Below are 15,685 nucleotides of genomic sequence, written 5' to 3'. Positions count from 1 at the left end.
TAAGAGATATCAAAACCATATTTAGGACAACGCAAAAAAGGAGTTGTTATCGTACTACATTTGAGAGGAAGTTGGTGCGGTATATCCAAAAACACGCACTGGAAGATTCTGTTCACTGGGAAAAGTTACGCTATGAACTTCACCACATCTATCGCGTTTGCCGGGATAAGGAAAAATCTTTGAAAATTTATTTGTCAGCAGTTTGTAAACTTACCGATGTTGCTTTGAAGGAAAAGCACAAACAGGTAGAGTTGGATCGGGAATCTGTAAAATCAAATAAGGCAATAAGATTGAGATTCTCCGTATTCTTTCTACTTTAAGGCAGCAACATTGAGTTTAGCACTAATAGGTACAATTGTCTAAGCGTATGTTTGATAACAAGGAACCATTAAAATGCGATCCTCCTGGCACCTTTCGCGAAGTCATTGCTCATCCAGGCAGACATGATCGTGCGATAGAGAAGGCAGTGATTATGGAGCATCGCTTCGCCTTCTTTTTTTGGATGAAATGGAAGCGAGAACTGGAAAAAAGAAACTGGCTTGAGCAACCGGCCCCGACATTAGTTACTATTGACTGGCACCGCGATTTAGCCCCGCCACCGGATGATCAGAAAAAAAGATTAATGAAGTTGAAGGATGCTAATCTCTCGGATATCTCTAACTATGTCTGGGCACAGTTTGAGCAGACAAACGACGGACATATTCTCTGCGCTGCCTGGCTTAACCTTATTGGAGATATCATTCTGCTCAAAAATTCTGCCGGGGAAATGCAGGAGTCGTTTTCCGATGCCGGGGGAAATAATCATACCATCTTTGAATTCAGAGAGTACAATCGGTTTGAAGATTTTGTATGCAGTCGCAATGACCAGAATATATTTCTGGATATAGATCTGGATTATTTTATCCACGGCAAAGGAAATGTGTTTTATCCGGGAACGTTTGAGCCTTATTCCGAAGAAGAAATTAAATCCGTTGTGGATTATGGTCACCCGGTATTTAAACATATACTTCCCAATATTGATGGTCTGACCCTTGCCCAGGAACCTTCCTATTGTGGGGGAATAGTAAATTCCTGTTACATCATGAAGATTGTAAATGAGCAATTGTTTGATGAGCAAAACGATTGGAAGCATCTTAAAGAAAAATAAGATACCGGTTGAAATGTTTGATCTGCATATATGGCCATTTGTTTAAGGTTGTAGGGGTATTTATAATTACTTTTCTATGAGCAACAGGCTTGCAGGAAGGAAATAGCTATAAGAATAGGCTAAGATCATGTACAAAAGTAGTTTAATTTTAAAACTGATAAATAGAAGGGATGTCTTTTGAAGATAAAACCATTATTGTAACCGGAGGTGCCAAGGGCATCGGTGCCGGATGTGCTGAAGTATTCCACCGTGAACACGGGAACGTGGTTGTTTTGGATGTAGATGAGTCGGCTGGAGAAACATTTTGCGAATTGCTTGGAGACCGGGCACAATTTATAAAGTGTGACGTTTCGCGGGAAGCCGAGGTTGAAGAGGCTATAGAACAAGCGGTCGCTGCATTTGGGGGTGTGGATGTACTGGTCAATAACGCAGGCATTCTTCAATATTCTAAGGTAACGGATACTTTGGAAGAAGACTGGGATCGTATATTAGATATCAATCTCAAAGGGGCATTCTTATGCGCGAAACATGCAATTCCCCATATGATAGAAGCAGGTGCAGGGATTGTGATTAATATGTCCAGCGTACAGGCATTTGTAACCCAGCAGAATGTAGCGCCCTACGTGACCTCGAAATCGGCGTTAATAGGATTAACCCGCAGCATTGCCGTTGATTATGCTCCTGAGATTCGCAGCGTGGCCATTTGTCCGGGGGGCGTAGACACCCCATTGAACCGGGCGGCTTTCCAGCAGTCAGCTGACCCCGACCGGGTACGCCAGGAAACAATTGATTTGCATCTCGTGGAGCGGATGGCACAGCCGGATGATATTGGAGAACTTGTGGCATTTATTGCCAGTGAGAAGGGCTCTTTTATTAATGGCCAGCCTATCCGTATTGACGGAGGAATGGGCATTAAAATTGGAGGAAGTAAAAAGAGTGAGTAATAATGATATCTGTAATGAAGGCCACGGTTGATTTTGCGTATGGGGCTACTCTTGGTGAAGGACCTGTTTGGGATGAACAGGAGTCCAGGTTGTACTGGGTTGATATTTTATCCGGAAAACTGTTCCGGTACGATCCGTATAACAAGAATAACGAAATATTTGATATCGGTGAGCATCTGGGCTGTGTGGCCCTTCGGGAAGAGGGCGGATTGGTAATGGCCCGGCAATCTGGGTTTGCTTTTTTTGATCCTGAGCAACGAAAGGTTACTAGTATTACGGAATCCAAATTTCAATCACCCGATAGTCGCTTTAATGATGGAAAGTGTGACCCTTCCGGTCGGTTTTGGGCGGGGACCCTGTCCTATGATCTCGAAGAAGGAGCGGGCAGCCTGTACTGTTTGGACCAGAATTTGGATACTGAGGTAAAACTTCGTGAGCTGACGATACCCAACGGTATGGCCTGGAACCGAAAGGGAGATAAATTCTTGTTTATTGATACACCTACCCGAAAATTGCAGGCATTTGATTATGATGACAAGTCAGGGGAGATTACAAATCCGCTGGTCGTTAAAAAATTTGATGAGGAAGAGGGCTTCCCGGATGGAATGACCATTGACCGGGAGGGCGCCCTGTGGGTGGCCTTGTATAATGGCGGGAAAGTGGTCAGGATCGATCCCGGCAGTGGTGAAACACTTTTTGAGGTTCATCTGCCGGTACCTCAGGTAACCTCCTGTACTTTCGGAGGGGCGGACTTTAATGAGCTTTATATAACTACGGGACGGGAATATATGTCTGCAGACGACATAGACCAATGGCCGCTCTCCGGTTCGCTCTTTAAAGTGGAATTGCCGTTCAAAGGGAGGACGTCTACCCGGTTTGCTGGATGAGAATTATAATTGGGATAACGAGGTCCCAATCCTAAATAGGACAGGCAGCTTGTGTAAGCTGCCTGTCAGAGAAAAAGATTAATGATGGCTGGATTTTACATGTCTATTTAGTCGCGACCACCTGGTCCACCGGGCCCACCGCCTCCACCTCTGCGACTTTCTGTATTTCCAAAGAAATACTGGAAGTTAAGTGAGAAGGTACGAGTAGACCAGCTGAATTCGCGCTGAGAATAGAAGTCGGTATTGGGATTTCCGTCCGTAGTTACCGTATTATTAAAGTTCTGGGCATTAAAGACATCTCTTACATTGAAGGTGATTTTTGCTTTTTCTTCAAGTATATCATAGGAAATACCGCTATCCATCATGGTCATACCATTGCGAGTTCCCTGTGGCGTGTTGCTTGGACCTCGATATCGCATAGAAGCCTGATAATTTAAGCCGTCTACAATTTCCCACCGGAGACGCATGCGAGCCTGAAAATTTCCCGATTCGCTGCTTAATATTATTTCTTCAGCGGTGCCCTCACGATAGCTTCCATTTGTATTTGATTGGAAAAGATTGGCATTTCCAGTTAAGGTCAATCGATCTGCAATTTCTTGGTCTGCTGAAAACTCAACGCCCCACGCTTCTTCATTGGCAAAGTTAATTGGGAACCGGAATTGTACCCCATCTCTTTGCTCCGTTATATCTTCAATCACGTCCGTGCGATATCGATAATAAAAGCTAGTAAGAAGTGAGCCACTTTCCCAGTAATGCAGGTATCCAGCTTCATATGAATTACTGTATTCTGGAGTAAGGCTCGGATTCCCGGTAAACTGGCTGCGGTTATCATCGAAATCTATACCCGGAAGTAAGGAGCGGGACCACGGCCGTTGCAATCTGCGACTATAGCTCAATTGTACCGATTGCTGATCATTAAATGAATAGTTTAAGAAGGCACTAGGGAACAGCCCAATATAATTTTGGTTATTTACATCACCGGTTTCTTTAATTTCGGTTCGGATATTTGTGTTTTCAGCGCGCAAGCCAACCTGTCCGGAAAAGTCCCCAAATTCTCCGCCCAGAATGAGAAAGGCCGCATTTACATTTTCGCGATAGAGGAAGTTTTGAGTATAAGCTGGTTCTGTTTCCCAAGTACCATCAACAAGAGTTTCGGCATTATAACCGGTATCCATCCATTCAGTATCGCTGCGAAGACCGGCTTCCAGTTTTCCCTCTTCCCCCAGGGGACGTTCATACTCGGCATTAAACCGGAAATCCATTTCCTCTTCTGTGTCTTTACTTCGTTGTTCGAGAAGGTCACCTGAGCCTTCTTGTGTGATTTCTTCAATATTCGTTTGAGCGTTTTCACGGCTAATGTCAAAGCTGGCATCAGCTACTAACTTATGGTCATCATTGCCATCAATTTCGTTTTCATAATCGAGATTAAAATCAAAATTACTTTCATTTGCTTCTTCCTCCGTGTCTCGATTAATACGTCCAAGTACATTACCGTCGCGTGCACCTTGGGAATATTCTAAATCGGTATAAAAGATATCTTCATTATTGGTTTCTTCCTCAAGACTAATATAGCTACTGGCGGTTAAAATCTCATTATCGGAGAGGTAAAAGTCCGCCCCAAAGCGAAAGTCACCATCAATTTCTGATTCGCTGGCATCCGTTCGTTCACGATACATATAAGTAGTGTCCGGACCTGAGAATCGTTGAAAAGAGTTTCCGGACTCCGGTTCAGATCGGTAATCTCCACCAATATCAGCAAACCAATTAACATTAGGAGTACGGTAATTTAAATTTATTGAACCCTCATATTCTTCTGGATACCCGGTGCCTACGTTGGCACTACCATTAAGTCCGAGTTCTCGATTATCTGTAAGAATAATATTGATAATACCTCCGGAACCTTCCGCGGCATATTTTGAAGAAGGATTCGTGATAATTTCAACACTTTTAATCATTGTGGCGGGAATGCTTCGCAGGGCATCCACGTTGCCACTACCAACCATACTAGAGGGCTTGCCATTGATAAGTATTCGTACAGACTCATTTCCCCGAAGACTTATATTTCCTTCTATATCAGTAGCGATAGAGGGTACATTGTCAAGCACATTTACAGCTGAACCGCCCAGACTGGTAATATCACGTCCGACATTAAAAACGCGGCGATCAAAACTCATTTCCATCTGGGAGCTTTCGCCACGCACTACAACCTCATCCATTTTCTGGGAAGTGGACGTTAGAGTTACGCTTCCTATATCTTCCGTTTCCCCGGCGTTTATTTCTACCCTTTGGGTGTGTGGAGATAGGGACAAAAAAGTAATTTTTAATATGTAGGTACCCGGATCTACATCTACACTAAATGCACCTGTAGAATCTGTGGGAGTTCCCGTTACCACATTGGTTTCGGTAGAATCATAAACCGATACAGAAGCGGAAGGCACAGGATCTTCCTGTTGGTCATAAACTTCTCCGGTAATAATGCCTTCATCGGATTGTCCGATGGCAAGAGAGGTTATCAAGAATGTGAAAACAAATAATGATATTAACTTCTTCATCTTTAATATTTAATAAATAGTTTGGGATTACTTTGTTGCTTTGCACTTAACTTAAGGGACCATCTTATGCAAAGGTTGTATTAAAGCTGAAGGAAATTTGAAGAAGAGATAAATGATGCTTTTTCTAACAAGAATTTACATCCGTCATAGGGTCTTTTTACAGCTCTTAAAATTCAATGGTAATGGTATGCCATTTATCTTTATAATCATAAGAGATAGAATAGTCATTTTGCTCAGCAATCTGCTTTATAATAGCTAAGCCCAGTCCAATAGATTCATTACTGTGATCGGCTTTTTTGAAACGTTCGAATAGTATATGCGGATCATCATCAAGGGGACGACCGGTATTAGAAATTCTTAGAAAGTCTTCCGTAAGCTCAATCTTGATTCGACCATCTTCTATATTATGTTTTATTGCGTTTTGGAAGAGATTGGTCCATAAAATATCAGCTAACACCGAATGGATTTGCAGAGTAACTTCTTCCTTAAGATCGGCCTCAACTTCTAATCCATTGAGTTTTATAAACTCTTCAAAAGCCTGGGTGCTATCTTGGATGAGTTTTGTAAAATTAACCTCATCTTTTTGTGTGAACTCATGATTTTCAATTTTTGTAAGTAACGCCAGTGATTCACTGAGGCGGGAAAGCTTTTTAATAGAGCGGTGACTCGCTTCCACATACTGATATTGCTCAGGACTAAGATCGGTTTCAGTGAGGAGTTCTAACTTTCCTTTAACAATAGATAAAGGTGTTTGAAGCTCATGAGAAGCGTTTTCAGCAAATTCTTTGAGGTTTTTATAGTCAGCAACGGCTTTGCGGGTCATCTCTTCTACAAAATGGTTGAGGTCATCAAACTCCGTTACATTTGTTTCCTGGGCAGTAATGGGTTCCTTATCCTGCAGATTAAACGACTTAATTTGATCAAGCGTATTTCGGAAAGGTTTGAACAGCCGGTTGGATACAATAAATCCAACACCAATAGCACCAATAACCTGCATGCCTAAAATCCAGAGCAAAATCTGGACAACCGCTTCCGTGATGTCATCGGATTCTACAAGGGCCCCATGGGTAGAAATATAATAGGTAGTATCATCCACTGTGCGGTAAGCCGTCATTTTAAGATTCGGTTCCATTTGTTGGAGCCGCTCATGCCACACCATCGTATCTTTTACAATAATATCAGGTTCTCGTTGAACAGATAAGGGCCTAATTTCAAGATTACGGTCTCCGGAATGGTTTACTTTTTTAGAATTAAAGTCCTTCCCCCTCTCCAAAAGATAGGTTACCCGGTCAATGTGGTCCAGAAAACGCCATTTGAGTTCATTGTTCAGTTCACCTTTAATGATGAAATACGAGAGATATCCCCCTATACCTAAAACAATGACCGTCACAAAGAGATAGATCAGTATAAATTTCGTGATCAGCTTCATGCGTGATTATTTACCTTAAATTTGTACCCTATGCCATAAACACTCTTTATATAATTATTGGCCCCGGCCTCTTCCAGCTTTTTGCGCAGGTTTTTAATGTGCTGATAGACAAAATCGAGGTTTGTAAGATGATCAACATAATCGCCCCAAAGATGTTCGGCAATGGTTTGTTTTGACAATACGTGATTTTTATTGGAGGCGAAATAGAGCATCAGATCATATTCCTTGGGTGTAAGATCCACGGGCGTACCGTCCACCGTTACCTCCATGGTATCGGTATTGATAGATATTTCATTAACATTAAGGATTTCTTGTCCGCCCCGTTGATTCCTGCGGTTTACTGCTTTAATACGTGCATGTAGTTCCGGGAGCTGAAAGGGCTTGGTTATGTAGTCATCGGCTCCAAGCTCCAAACCTTCTATTTTATCATCAAGGGCATTTTTAGCTGATATAATAATGGTACCCGTTTTAGGATTGACCGATTTTAGTTCCCTCAAAACTTGTAGACCCGAACCGCCGGGAATCATTATGTCGATCAGCACGACATCGTAAGTGTATGACATGACCTTATCGAACGCTTCACTGTAATCACGGGCAGCCTCACAGATATAGCCTTCCCGTTTCAAGTAAGTACGAATGTTTTCCAGTAAATCCTCGTTGTCTTCAATGATCAAAAGTTTCATAATACATAACATAAGGGATAATTTTGAAGAAAAACTGAAGTCTGGGCAATTATATAACAAGGAGAGAAATTAGGGCTTTGAATTGTATTCCTTATCTTTTTCCTTTTCCGTTTTCTCAGACAAAGTTTTGATCATTCTAATTAGTTATAGATGGATGATTTTAGTCTTAAAGTGGCACTATAAACTTGTATTTTATTTCTTAACCTCCAGTGTGAACGTTTCCTAAAAGTGCAAAATAATTGATGGTATTAGCAGTAACGCTCCCTTTTTTGACGGAATTAGTTGCCCTTTTTACGGTCAGTGTTTTTATAGCCTACCTTTGCTATCGATTTAAGATTGTCCCTATTGTAGGTTTTTTGATTGCCGGCGTTGTTATTGGTCCCAATGCATTGGGATTAGTACAAGATCAGGAACTGGTAGATATGCTGGCAGAAATCGGAATCATATTGCTGCTATTTACTATTGGTATTGAATTCAGCCTGGAGAAATTATCGCGTATCAAAAAAGCGATTTTTCTGGGAGGCGGTCTGCAGGTTACCATTACCGTTGTACTGGTCACCTTTATTTTGTCTTTTTGGGGGATCGGCTGGAATGCCGCTATTTATACGGGATGTCTCGTAGCCCTGAGCAGTACAGCCATAATTTTGGGGTTGTTGAGCGATGAAGATAAAACCGATACCCCTTCGGGACAGCTTTCATTGGCCGTATTGATATTCCAGGATCTAATTATAATCCTCATGGTTATGTTTGTACCCATCCTGGCCGGGGAATCGCAATCATTTACTGAAATTGGATGGGTGCTCCTCAAGGCTGGTATTCTCATTACCTTAGTATTGGTGTTGGCCCAGCGTATAGTTCCATGGATCCTGGAGCGCGTTGCCAAAACCCGAAGGCAAGAACTTTTCTTATTAAGCGTGGTTGCTATCTGTTTTGGCACGGCAGCCCTCACGAATATGGTAGGCGTAAGCTTGGCTCTGGGAGCCTTTTTAGCGGGACTGGTAGTGAGTGAAAGTCAATTTAGCGAACAGGCTATTAGTGAAATTTTGCCTCTCCGGACGATCTTTAATGCGGTCTTCTTTGTCTCGGTGGGTATGCTTCTGGATCTCACTTATGTGGTCGAAAACCCTTTACAGATTCTCGGTATTGCAGTAGCCGTGGTTCTCCTGAAGTTTGTTATTTCCACCGTCAGCTTAATGACGTTAAAATATCCCATTCGCATTATAGCTGCTTCGGGATTTACATTAGCTCAAATTGGAGAATTTTCATTTGTACTTGAACGGGCGGGGCGCGCTGCAGGGATATCTCCCGCGGGACTCGGAGAGCCGGGGACCCAAACGTTTATTGCGGTGGCGGTACTCCTGATGATCAGCACCCCGTTTATGATTCATCAGAGTACCGGAGTAGGAAAGTTTCTGGCGAAAACACCCCTTCGCCATTTAGGAAGTGCAAACAAAAAAAATACGGATGAAAGCCAAAAAACGGCACTTGAAGATCACGTCATTATTATTGGATATGGTCCGGCCGGCCGACATTTGGTGCAGGTTATGCGCGATACGGGCATTCCGTTTGTGGTCATTGAAATGAATCCCGACTCGGTAGAAGAAATGCATAAAAAGGATATACCGGCCATTTTCGGAGATGCTAGCCGGCGCCATATTTTGGAGCTAGCTTCTGTCAAAAAAGCCAAACTCTGCGTAATAGCAACTAATGATCCCGACTCGAGTCCCCGCATAGTACAGCAGGCACGGCTTTTGAATCCAATTCTTCAAATTGTGGTTCGTACCCGTTACCTGACAGAGATTGAACGTTTTGAAGAACTCGGTGCCGATATTGTCGTACCCGAAGAGATGGAAACAACCGTTCGTCTTTTTTCTCACGTTCTGGGGGCCTATATGATTCCACAGCAGGAAATTCAGGAACACGTGAAGGAATTGCGCGCCCACGACTACGGTATTGTTCGAGGCAGCATTCAGGAAGCTCATTTAATGGTTCTTCAGGGATTGGACGAGGAAGGGCTGCATACACGTGCTGTGGCCGTTCGGAAAGGCTCGAAAGCCGCCCATAAAACATTGGAAGAACTCGAGCTCCGCAATAAGCATCAGCTTACCGTATTGGCTATTAAACGAGGAGATCAAACTATTGGTAATCCATCCGGAGATTTTAAGCTACAGCCCGATGACCGCTTGGTAATGGTTGGAAATGCTGATCAATTTGTTAACTGTGCTGACATATTTCGAGCTTCGTAAATACCCATTGCTTTATTTGCTTTCTGTGTGATGGAGTAGGATGAAAAATTGAGCTTATGTTTATACAAGGAGCATTTTAGCAGTTAACTAACCAATTAGTTTTATGCTTTCAGGGCTATTTCTTGAGGATGGATTCGTCAAGCATATCGGTATCCTCAAATACAAAGAAATTTGTAAGACGAATACTCAGAAATACCGATAAGATGGTTCCTGAGAAGATCGCTACCATAATCATAATTTGATATTTAATAGCGATCAGTGGAGAGCTACCACTCAGAATTTGACCGGTCATCATTCCCGGAAGAGAAACAAGACCAATTGTTGCCATTGAAGCCAATGTAGGATTTGCAGATTTTTTAAGAGCTTCGCTGATAAATGATTCCAGTGCTTCGGTACGACTGGCCCCGCAAGCAAGATAAAATTGGTAGCGCTCCTTGTGGTTGCTAAGACTGTAGTAAAAGGCGTTAATACCAATGACGTTGCTGCGAAGACAGTTGCCTAAAACCATACCTGTAATAGGAATGGCATACTGTGCTGCCAAGAATTTTGGAAGCTGAATAACGGCCTCTAAAAAGAAGAGGTCGATCACAATAATTCCCAAAAAGGTGGCTGCAAAAATGGGGATCAGTAGCGACATTTTTCGTTTTAGCCCGCTCCGATCGATAGTTGCAAAATCTGCGACAATAACCATAATCATAATCCAAGCGGCATTAATCCAGGGATTGTCATACTCAAAAAGATATTCCAGATAATATCCCACAAATAGTAGCTGCAATACCATTCGGAGGGAAGCAGTAAGCAATTTTTTATTAAGTCCGGTACGGTATTTCCAGAGAATCCAAGCCGGCAGCAATAAGATGACAAAGGCAATTGCAAGTTGGGTCCAGGAGAGATCTATGATATCCATTAGTTCAGAGGTAGAGGTATAACGTTATCGGCGCGTTCAATCCAGAAAGGATCATGGGAAGTAGAAATAATCGTTTTATTTGTATGTTCAAGCAATAGATCGAAAACATGTTGTTTTGAGACGTTATCGAGGGCTGAAGTGGGTTCATCCAGCAAAAGAATCGGTTTGTTAAGCAGGTGGCAGACCGCAAGTCCAACTCGCTGGCGCTGACCAGTGGATAAGTCTCTAAACATTTTTGTTATGGTACCTGTTTGAAGCCCAAGTTTTGATAAAACTGATTGACTGGTCTGTAGATCGGGACGCTGCATATTATTAGTGGAAAACCGAAAGGGATAATTTATAACCTCTTTAACCGTTCCGTCACCCAGATCTAAATCCTGGGGAAGCCAGGCGGTATCCTGCCGTATTTCATGTGCTGTCTTGCCGTTGTTGTACTTGATTGCGCCATCTGTGAGTTTCAGAAATCCCAGTAAGAGCTTTAGCAAAGTGCTTTTGCCTGATCCGGATTCACCTCTAAGCACTGTATGTTTGTTTTTTGGGATATCAAAGCTGAACTCATTAAGCACGGTCTCATCTCCGAACCGAATAGTCAGATCCGTACAGGATAAAAGGAATTTATCATTCATGCCTGTTATCTTTTTGATTCTGAATTTTTCAATCTATCGACCATCGTCCACTTCCTTCAATCTTCAAAAAGGTACTTCCCAGAAACATGGTAAAGTCGGTACGCATGTTGTGAAACATTGACCAAAATCAATAAGAGTTAAGTTGGTGAAGCGCAAAACGTCCAAAACCTTCTCCGAAAGCGATCGGTATTTTAGTGATGATAATGGCTACAAGCATAATAATAGAAATCGTGAAAGCACCCAATCGAGTTGCAATGCCCAAAAGAATGAGTAATTCGGCAAACACTTCAAATCCTCCGACAAACGGCCAAGAATTCCGGTGCAGGGAATCCTCATACACTCACAAACGTCCGTAACCTCTGGCAACGGGATAGAGATACTTCTGTGTCCCCTCTGTTAAGAATACCATGCCGACTATTATTCTAATAAAATCGTTTATTGAACCATCAGTACGAAGTAATTTTAAGAACACAGAGTTCATACTCATTCAAAATGAACACATTAGTATGGCCGATATTTCTTCTTAATTGTTAGAGCTATATTCTTCTTTCTCTGTTTCGATAGTAACGGATTTATAGGGTATTGTCCACTTCAAAAAGATTAACATTCAAAATGTCGATAAACATTTGCGCCGTCGATATTGAGAATTTAATTAAATAGTTAGGTATGGCAGAAATAATAAAATTAAGGTTTAAATGCTAATTCAGTACTTTTATAAACAAACTAACTGATTAGTTAAATATTAATTTCATTAGAGTCATCAATACTGGGAATTGTATCATCTTAAATTAAATACTTGTTTAATCTTTTAATTGGAAGGGTATAGAAAAATGTAAGGAATGGTAGTAATTAGTGTAAAAGGTATAAAAATGGTAATTTTAGTTGGTAAATAAATACGGATCAAGAATGACTATTAATAAAAATATTAGCCATATGACGTCTTATCGATTACAGTGGGTATCCCTTATTCTGATTGCACTGCTAATGCCAATTATGGTTGTTGGCCAGGAGCAATCAGAAGGATTAACGCCAGAAGAGCTTACAAAAATTGAGCAGGTTGGAGAGGTTGAGCTTTCTGACTCGGGAGAGCTGGTCGCTTATACACTAAGTAAACAGGCTGATCCCTATGAAAAGAACAAGCCTGCGCAGAATCATCTCTATGTACGGGACTTATCCTCTGAAGAATCTCTGCCCTACGTTACTACAATGAGCGTGAGTGAAATTGCTTTCCGACCGAATGAAGAAAGTATTACTTTCTTAGGAAAACGTTCGGGTGATGAACGGAATGGAATTTTTGAAATATCAATTTCCGGAGGGGAAGCACAGAAAATATTTTCATTTAAACAGGATATAGCCTCTTATTCATGGGGACCGGATGGGAATCATTTAGCCTTTATGGCACCGGATACAGCTAAAGAGCCGGAATCTGACTTGCCCTACCAACCGGAAATATATGAAGAAAATCTTACGCAGCGGCGTGGATTTGTTACCAATATAGCTAAAGAAGGCCACCAACCACATCAGCTCCAGGTTAATGGTTCTGTTTATCAAATGCATTGGAGTCCCAATGGAAAAAGGCTGGCCATTGCAGTTGCTCCAACTCCATTGGTGGATGATTATTATATGAGTCAGCAGGTAAAGATTGTGAATCTTCGTGGCAGCGAAGTATATACAGAGGTAGACCACGAAGGAAAGTTGGGAGATATCGCATGGAGTCCGGATGGCAGCCGATTGGCAATGATTGCCGGAGCCGATATTCACGATCCCATTGACGGACGTCTGTTTGTGGTTTCAGCAGAAGATGGATCTGTTACACAGCTTCAGCCACAACTTGAACAAAAATTTGAACAGTTTGAATGGATTGATAATAATACGATTCAATATCTAACAAGCGAAGGGGTGTGGTCGAACTATGGAAGTATCAATGTGGATGGTACTGGTATGGAAACCATCGTTGATGTGGAAGAGCCTAATATTACTTCTTTTGACCGTGCAGAAGATGGAACGGTGGTATTCTCGGCAAGCTCTTCCAAGCATCCACGCGAATTGTTTAGCCTTAAGTCTGGCGAAACACAGCGCTTAACCAATAGTAATCCTTGGTTAGATGAAGTTGCACTTGGACAGCAAAAGGTAGTGAAATGGACTGCGAATGATGGGACAGAACTGCAGGGAGTGCTCGTATATCCACTTAATTATGAAAAGGGAACGAAATATCCGATGATTACAACGGTACATGGAGGTCCCGAAGCCCATTATGATCATGGCTGGGTAACCAGCTATTCAGACCCGGGTCAGGTAGCAGCAGCGCAGGGATATTTTGTATTTTATCCTAATTACAGAGGAAGTACCGGACGCGGTGAAGATTTTGCCAAAAGCAGCCAGGGCGATCTGGCCGGTGCTGAGTTCGATGATATTGTAGCGGGTGTAGATGAATTGGTTAGTGTTGGACTAGTGGATGAGACGAAAATAGGAGTCACCGGAGGATCATACGGTGGCTATGCTACCGGCTGGATGTCCACTCGTTATACCGACAAGTTTGCCGCGGGCGTAATGTTTGTGGGTATCAGTAATAACATATCCAAATGGGGTACGAGTGATATCCCGGAAGAATTATATTTGGTTCATGCACGTGAACGTATTTGGAATGACTATCAGGACTTTTTGGAGCGGAGCCCGATATACTATACGGGACAGGCGGACACCCCTTTACTCATTATGCATGGAAAGAACGATACAAGGGTAAGCCCAAGTCAGTCGTACGAAATGTATCGACATATAAAAACCCGTACTAATACGCCGGTCCGATTAGTATTGTATCCCGGCGAGGGACATGGAAATGTGAATGCAACAGCCCGCTATGATTACAATCTTCGTATGATGCGTTGGTTTAATACCTATCTGAAAGGCGAGGGCGAAGAAAAACCTGATGATCAATTACAACTTCAGGATACCATAACCAATAACTGAATAAATTCTAAAGCCTTTTTCGTCGGGTGAAGATCGATTCTCCCAACAGATTTTATAATTGTTCAAAAGTACCTTTTTAACTTGGAAACGAATCTTAAAAGCACCAGCAAGTTTTTGAGTTATGTACTCCGCCATCATCCCGAAGAAATTGGGTTGACAGTAAATGAAAACGGATGGGCCTCAGTTGATGAATTGCTGGACAAAGCTCGGAAGTATGGCAAGAACATTGACCGAAAGCTGCTGGAAAAGCTGATTGAAGAGGGAGGAGGCAAGAAGCGCTTTACTTTTAGTGAAGATCAGCAGTATGTACGGGCAACATATGGGCATTCAATTAAGGTAGACTTGCAACTTAATCCCAAAACGCCCCCTAAAGTATTGTATCACGGAACGGCTGAAAAGAATCTGTCTTCTATAATAGAAAAAGGCCTTAACGCCCAATCCCGAAATTTTGTTCATCTGTCGGTTATTGAATACGATGCACACGAAGTCGGATCACGCCATGGCTCTGTGGCTATTTTGGCTGTGGAATCAGGCATTATGCACCGTGATGGGTATGTCTTTTATCAATCTGAAAGTGAGCCTGGTATCTGGCTTACTAAAGAAGTGCCGCCAAAGTTTTTGAATAAGCTTTAATAAGAGCCGTGCTTTTTGCTTAAGATCCAATAAGTTTGCTTATGTCTGGGTGGATTAAGGTAAAAAGTTCTGTAATTATGTTATGTATAACGAAGATAAGTACGAAAGGGATTTTAAATACATGAATAAAATAAATAAAGCCACGGAAATTCCGCGGCTTTATCTTTGAGAGCCGTATGTTTTATTTATGACACTTTAATTTTACGACCAGCTTTTTCTTTCAGCTTAGGCACGGTTACTGTAAGAACCCCATTCTCGTAGGTAGCATTGATATTATCTACATCAATAATATCAGGAAGGGGCAGAGAGCGTTCAAACTTACCAAAGCGACTTTCAACGCGATGATACTTACGCCCACTTTCTTTTTCAAATATACGCTCACCGTTTATGGTAAGTGTATGATTTTCCACACTGAGCTCAATGTCGTCTTTGCTCATGCCCGGTAGGGCCAGAGTCAGCTCGAACTCTTTTTCTGTTTCATAGACATTGAGTTCAGGCACAAACCTGCCCCTACCCATGGAAAAAGCATCTTCCATGAATTCATCGAGTATATCGGAAAATCGATTTTTAGTTGCAGTGTTGGATGAATCCATTACGCTTGGAAATCCATTTTGTCTCATCAGCATAGCTATACCTCCTAAAACTTTTCATTAGCAGTTCATAG

The 15,685-nt window shown here is 42.1% G+C and carries 13 protein-coding genes; 6 read left to right on the top strand and 7 right to left on the bottom strand.

Going from position 1 to position 15,685, the window contains the following annotated elements:
* Positions 1 to 367: 367 nt before the first annotated feature.
* The 3 genes from ABEB05_RS12985 to ABEB05_RS12975 all read left to right on the top strand — a co-directional run bounded on the left by ABEB05_RS12985 (position 368) and on the right by ABEB05_RS12975 (position 2,978).
* Positions 368 to 1,147, top strand: a complete 780-nt coding sequence (locus tag ABEB05_RS12985; RefSeq protein ID WP_265790772.1) for a hypothetical protein — start codon at positions 368 to 370, stop codon at positions 1,145 to 1,147.
* A 170-nt stretch (positions 1,148 to 1,317) separates the two neighbouring features.
* Positions 1,318 to 2,091, top strand: coding sequence for an SDR family NAD(P)-dependent oxidoreductase (locus tag ABEB05_RS12980; RefSeq protein WP_265790770.1), 774 nt, complete (start codon positions 1,318 to 1,320; stop codon positions 2,089 to 2,091).
* Between the two features lie 2 nt (positions 2,092 to 2,093).
* Positions 2,094 to 2,978, top strand: a complete 885-nt coding sequence (locus tag ABEB05_RS12975; protein WP_345694292.1) for an SMP-30/gluconolactonase/LRE family protein — start codon at positions 2,094 to 2,096, stop codon at positions 2,976 to 2,978.
* 107 nt (positions 2,979 to 3,085) lie between these two features.
* On the opposite strand, the gene ABEB05_RS12970 is transcribed toward ABEB05_RS12975, so the two are convergent.
* The 3 genes from ABEB05_RS12970 to ABEB05_RS12960 form a co-directional block, all read right to left on the bottom strand.
* Entirely contained in the window at positions 3,086 to 5,530 is a 2,445-nt protein-coding gene (locus tag ABEB05_RS12970; protein ID WP_265790767.1) for a TonB-dependent receptor, read from the bottom strand.
* Positions 5,531 to 5,696: 166 nt separating this feature from the next.
* Positions 5,697 to 6,959: a sensor histidine kinase gene (gene porY, locus ABEB05_RS12965; protein WP_265790765.1), complete on the bottom strand. Its 1,263-nt coding sequence runs from the start codon at positions 6,957 to 6,959 to the stop codon at positions 5,697 to 5,699.
* On the bottom strand, positions 6,956 to 7,642 hold the full coding sequence (locus tag ABEB05_RS12960) for a response regulator transcription factor (protein ID WP_265790763.1): 687 nt from the start codon (positions 7,640 to 7,642) through the stop codon (positions 6,956 to 6,958). The genes porY and ABEB05_RS12960 overlap by 4 nt, the downstream gene beginning before the upstream one ends.
* Positions 7,643 to 7,884: 242 nt before the next feature.
* On the opposite strand from ABEB05_RS12960, the gene ABEB05_RS12955 reads away from it, so the two are divergent.
* On the top strand, positions 7,885 to 9,888 hold the full coding sequence (locus ABEB05_RS12955) for a monovalent cation:proton antiporter family protein (RefSeq protein WP_265790761.1): 2,004 nt from the start codon (positions 7,885 to 7,887) through the stop codon (positions 9,886 to 9,888).
* A gap of 115 nt (positions 9,889 to 10,003) precedes the next feature.
* On the opposite strand, the gene ABEB05_RS12950 is transcribed toward ABEB05_RS12955, so the two are convergent.
* The 3 genes from ABEB05_RS12950 to ABEB05_RS12940 all read right to left on the bottom strand — a co-directional run bounded on the left by ABEB05_RS12950 (position 10,004) and on the right by ABEB05_RS12940 (position 11,707).
* Positions 10,004 to 10,795 carry an ABC transporter permease gene (locus ABEB05_RS12950; RefSeq protein ID WP_265790759.1) on the bottom strand — a complete coding sequence of 264 codons (792 nt, stop codon included), beginning with the start codon at positions 10,793 to 10,795 and terminating at the stop codon, positions 10,004 to 10,006.
* Entirely contained in the window at positions 10,795 to 11,421 is a 627-nt protein-coding gene (locus ABEB05_RS12945; protein ID WP_265790757.1) for an ABC transporter ATP-binding protein, read from the bottom strand. Before ABEB05_RS12945 ends, ABEB05_RS12950 begins: the two co-directional genes overlap by 1 nt.
* A 127-nt stretch (positions 11,422 to 11,548) precedes the next feature.
* A complete protein-coding gene (locus ABEB05_RS12940) occupies positions 11,549 to 11,707 on the bottom strand; it encodes a hypothetical protein (protein ID WP_345694296.1) in 159 nt (52 codons plus the stop codon).
* Between the two features lie 620 nt (positions 11,708 to 12,327).
* On the opposite strand from ABEB05_RS12940, the gene ABEB05_RS12935 reads away from it, so the two are divergent.
* Both ABEB05_RS12935 and ABEB05_RS12930 read left to right on the top strand, forming a co-directional pair.
* Positions 12,328 to 14,388: a S9 family peptidase gene (locus ABEB05_RS12935; protein ID WP_265790753.1), complete on the top strand. Its 2,061-nt coding sequence runs from the start codon at positions 12,328 to 12,330 to the stop codon at positions 14,386 to 14,388.
* A gap of 81 nt (positions 14,389 to 14,469) precedes the next feature.
* The gene (locus ABEB05_RS12930; RefSeq protein ID WP_265790751.1) at positions 14,470 to 15,021 is read left to right on the top strand and encodes an RNA 2'-phosphotransferase; all 552 of its coding nucleotides are present in this window, start codon (positions 14,470 to 14,472) and stop codon (positions 15,019 to 15,021) included.
* Positions 15,022 to 15,206: 185 nt separating this feature from the next.
* On the opposite strand, the gene ABEB05_RS12925 is transcribed toward ABEB05_RS12930, so the two are convergent.
* A complete protein-coding gene (locus tag ABEB05_RS12925) occupies positions 15,207 to 15,614 on the bottom strand; it encodes an Hsp20/alpha crystallin family protein (protein WP_265790749.1) in 408 nt (135 codons plus the stop codon).
* Positions 15,615 to 15,685 lie beyond the last annotated feature (71 nt).

The sequence above is a fragment of the Fodinibius salicampi genome (assembly GCF_039545095.1).
GTDB classification, from domain to species: Bacteria; Bacteroidota; Rhodothermia; order Balneolales; family Balneolaceae; genus Fodinibius; species Fodinibius salicampi.
The sequence above is the reverse complement of the archived record's forward strand: the minus strand, read 5'-3'. Positions and strand labels throughout refer to the sequence as shown.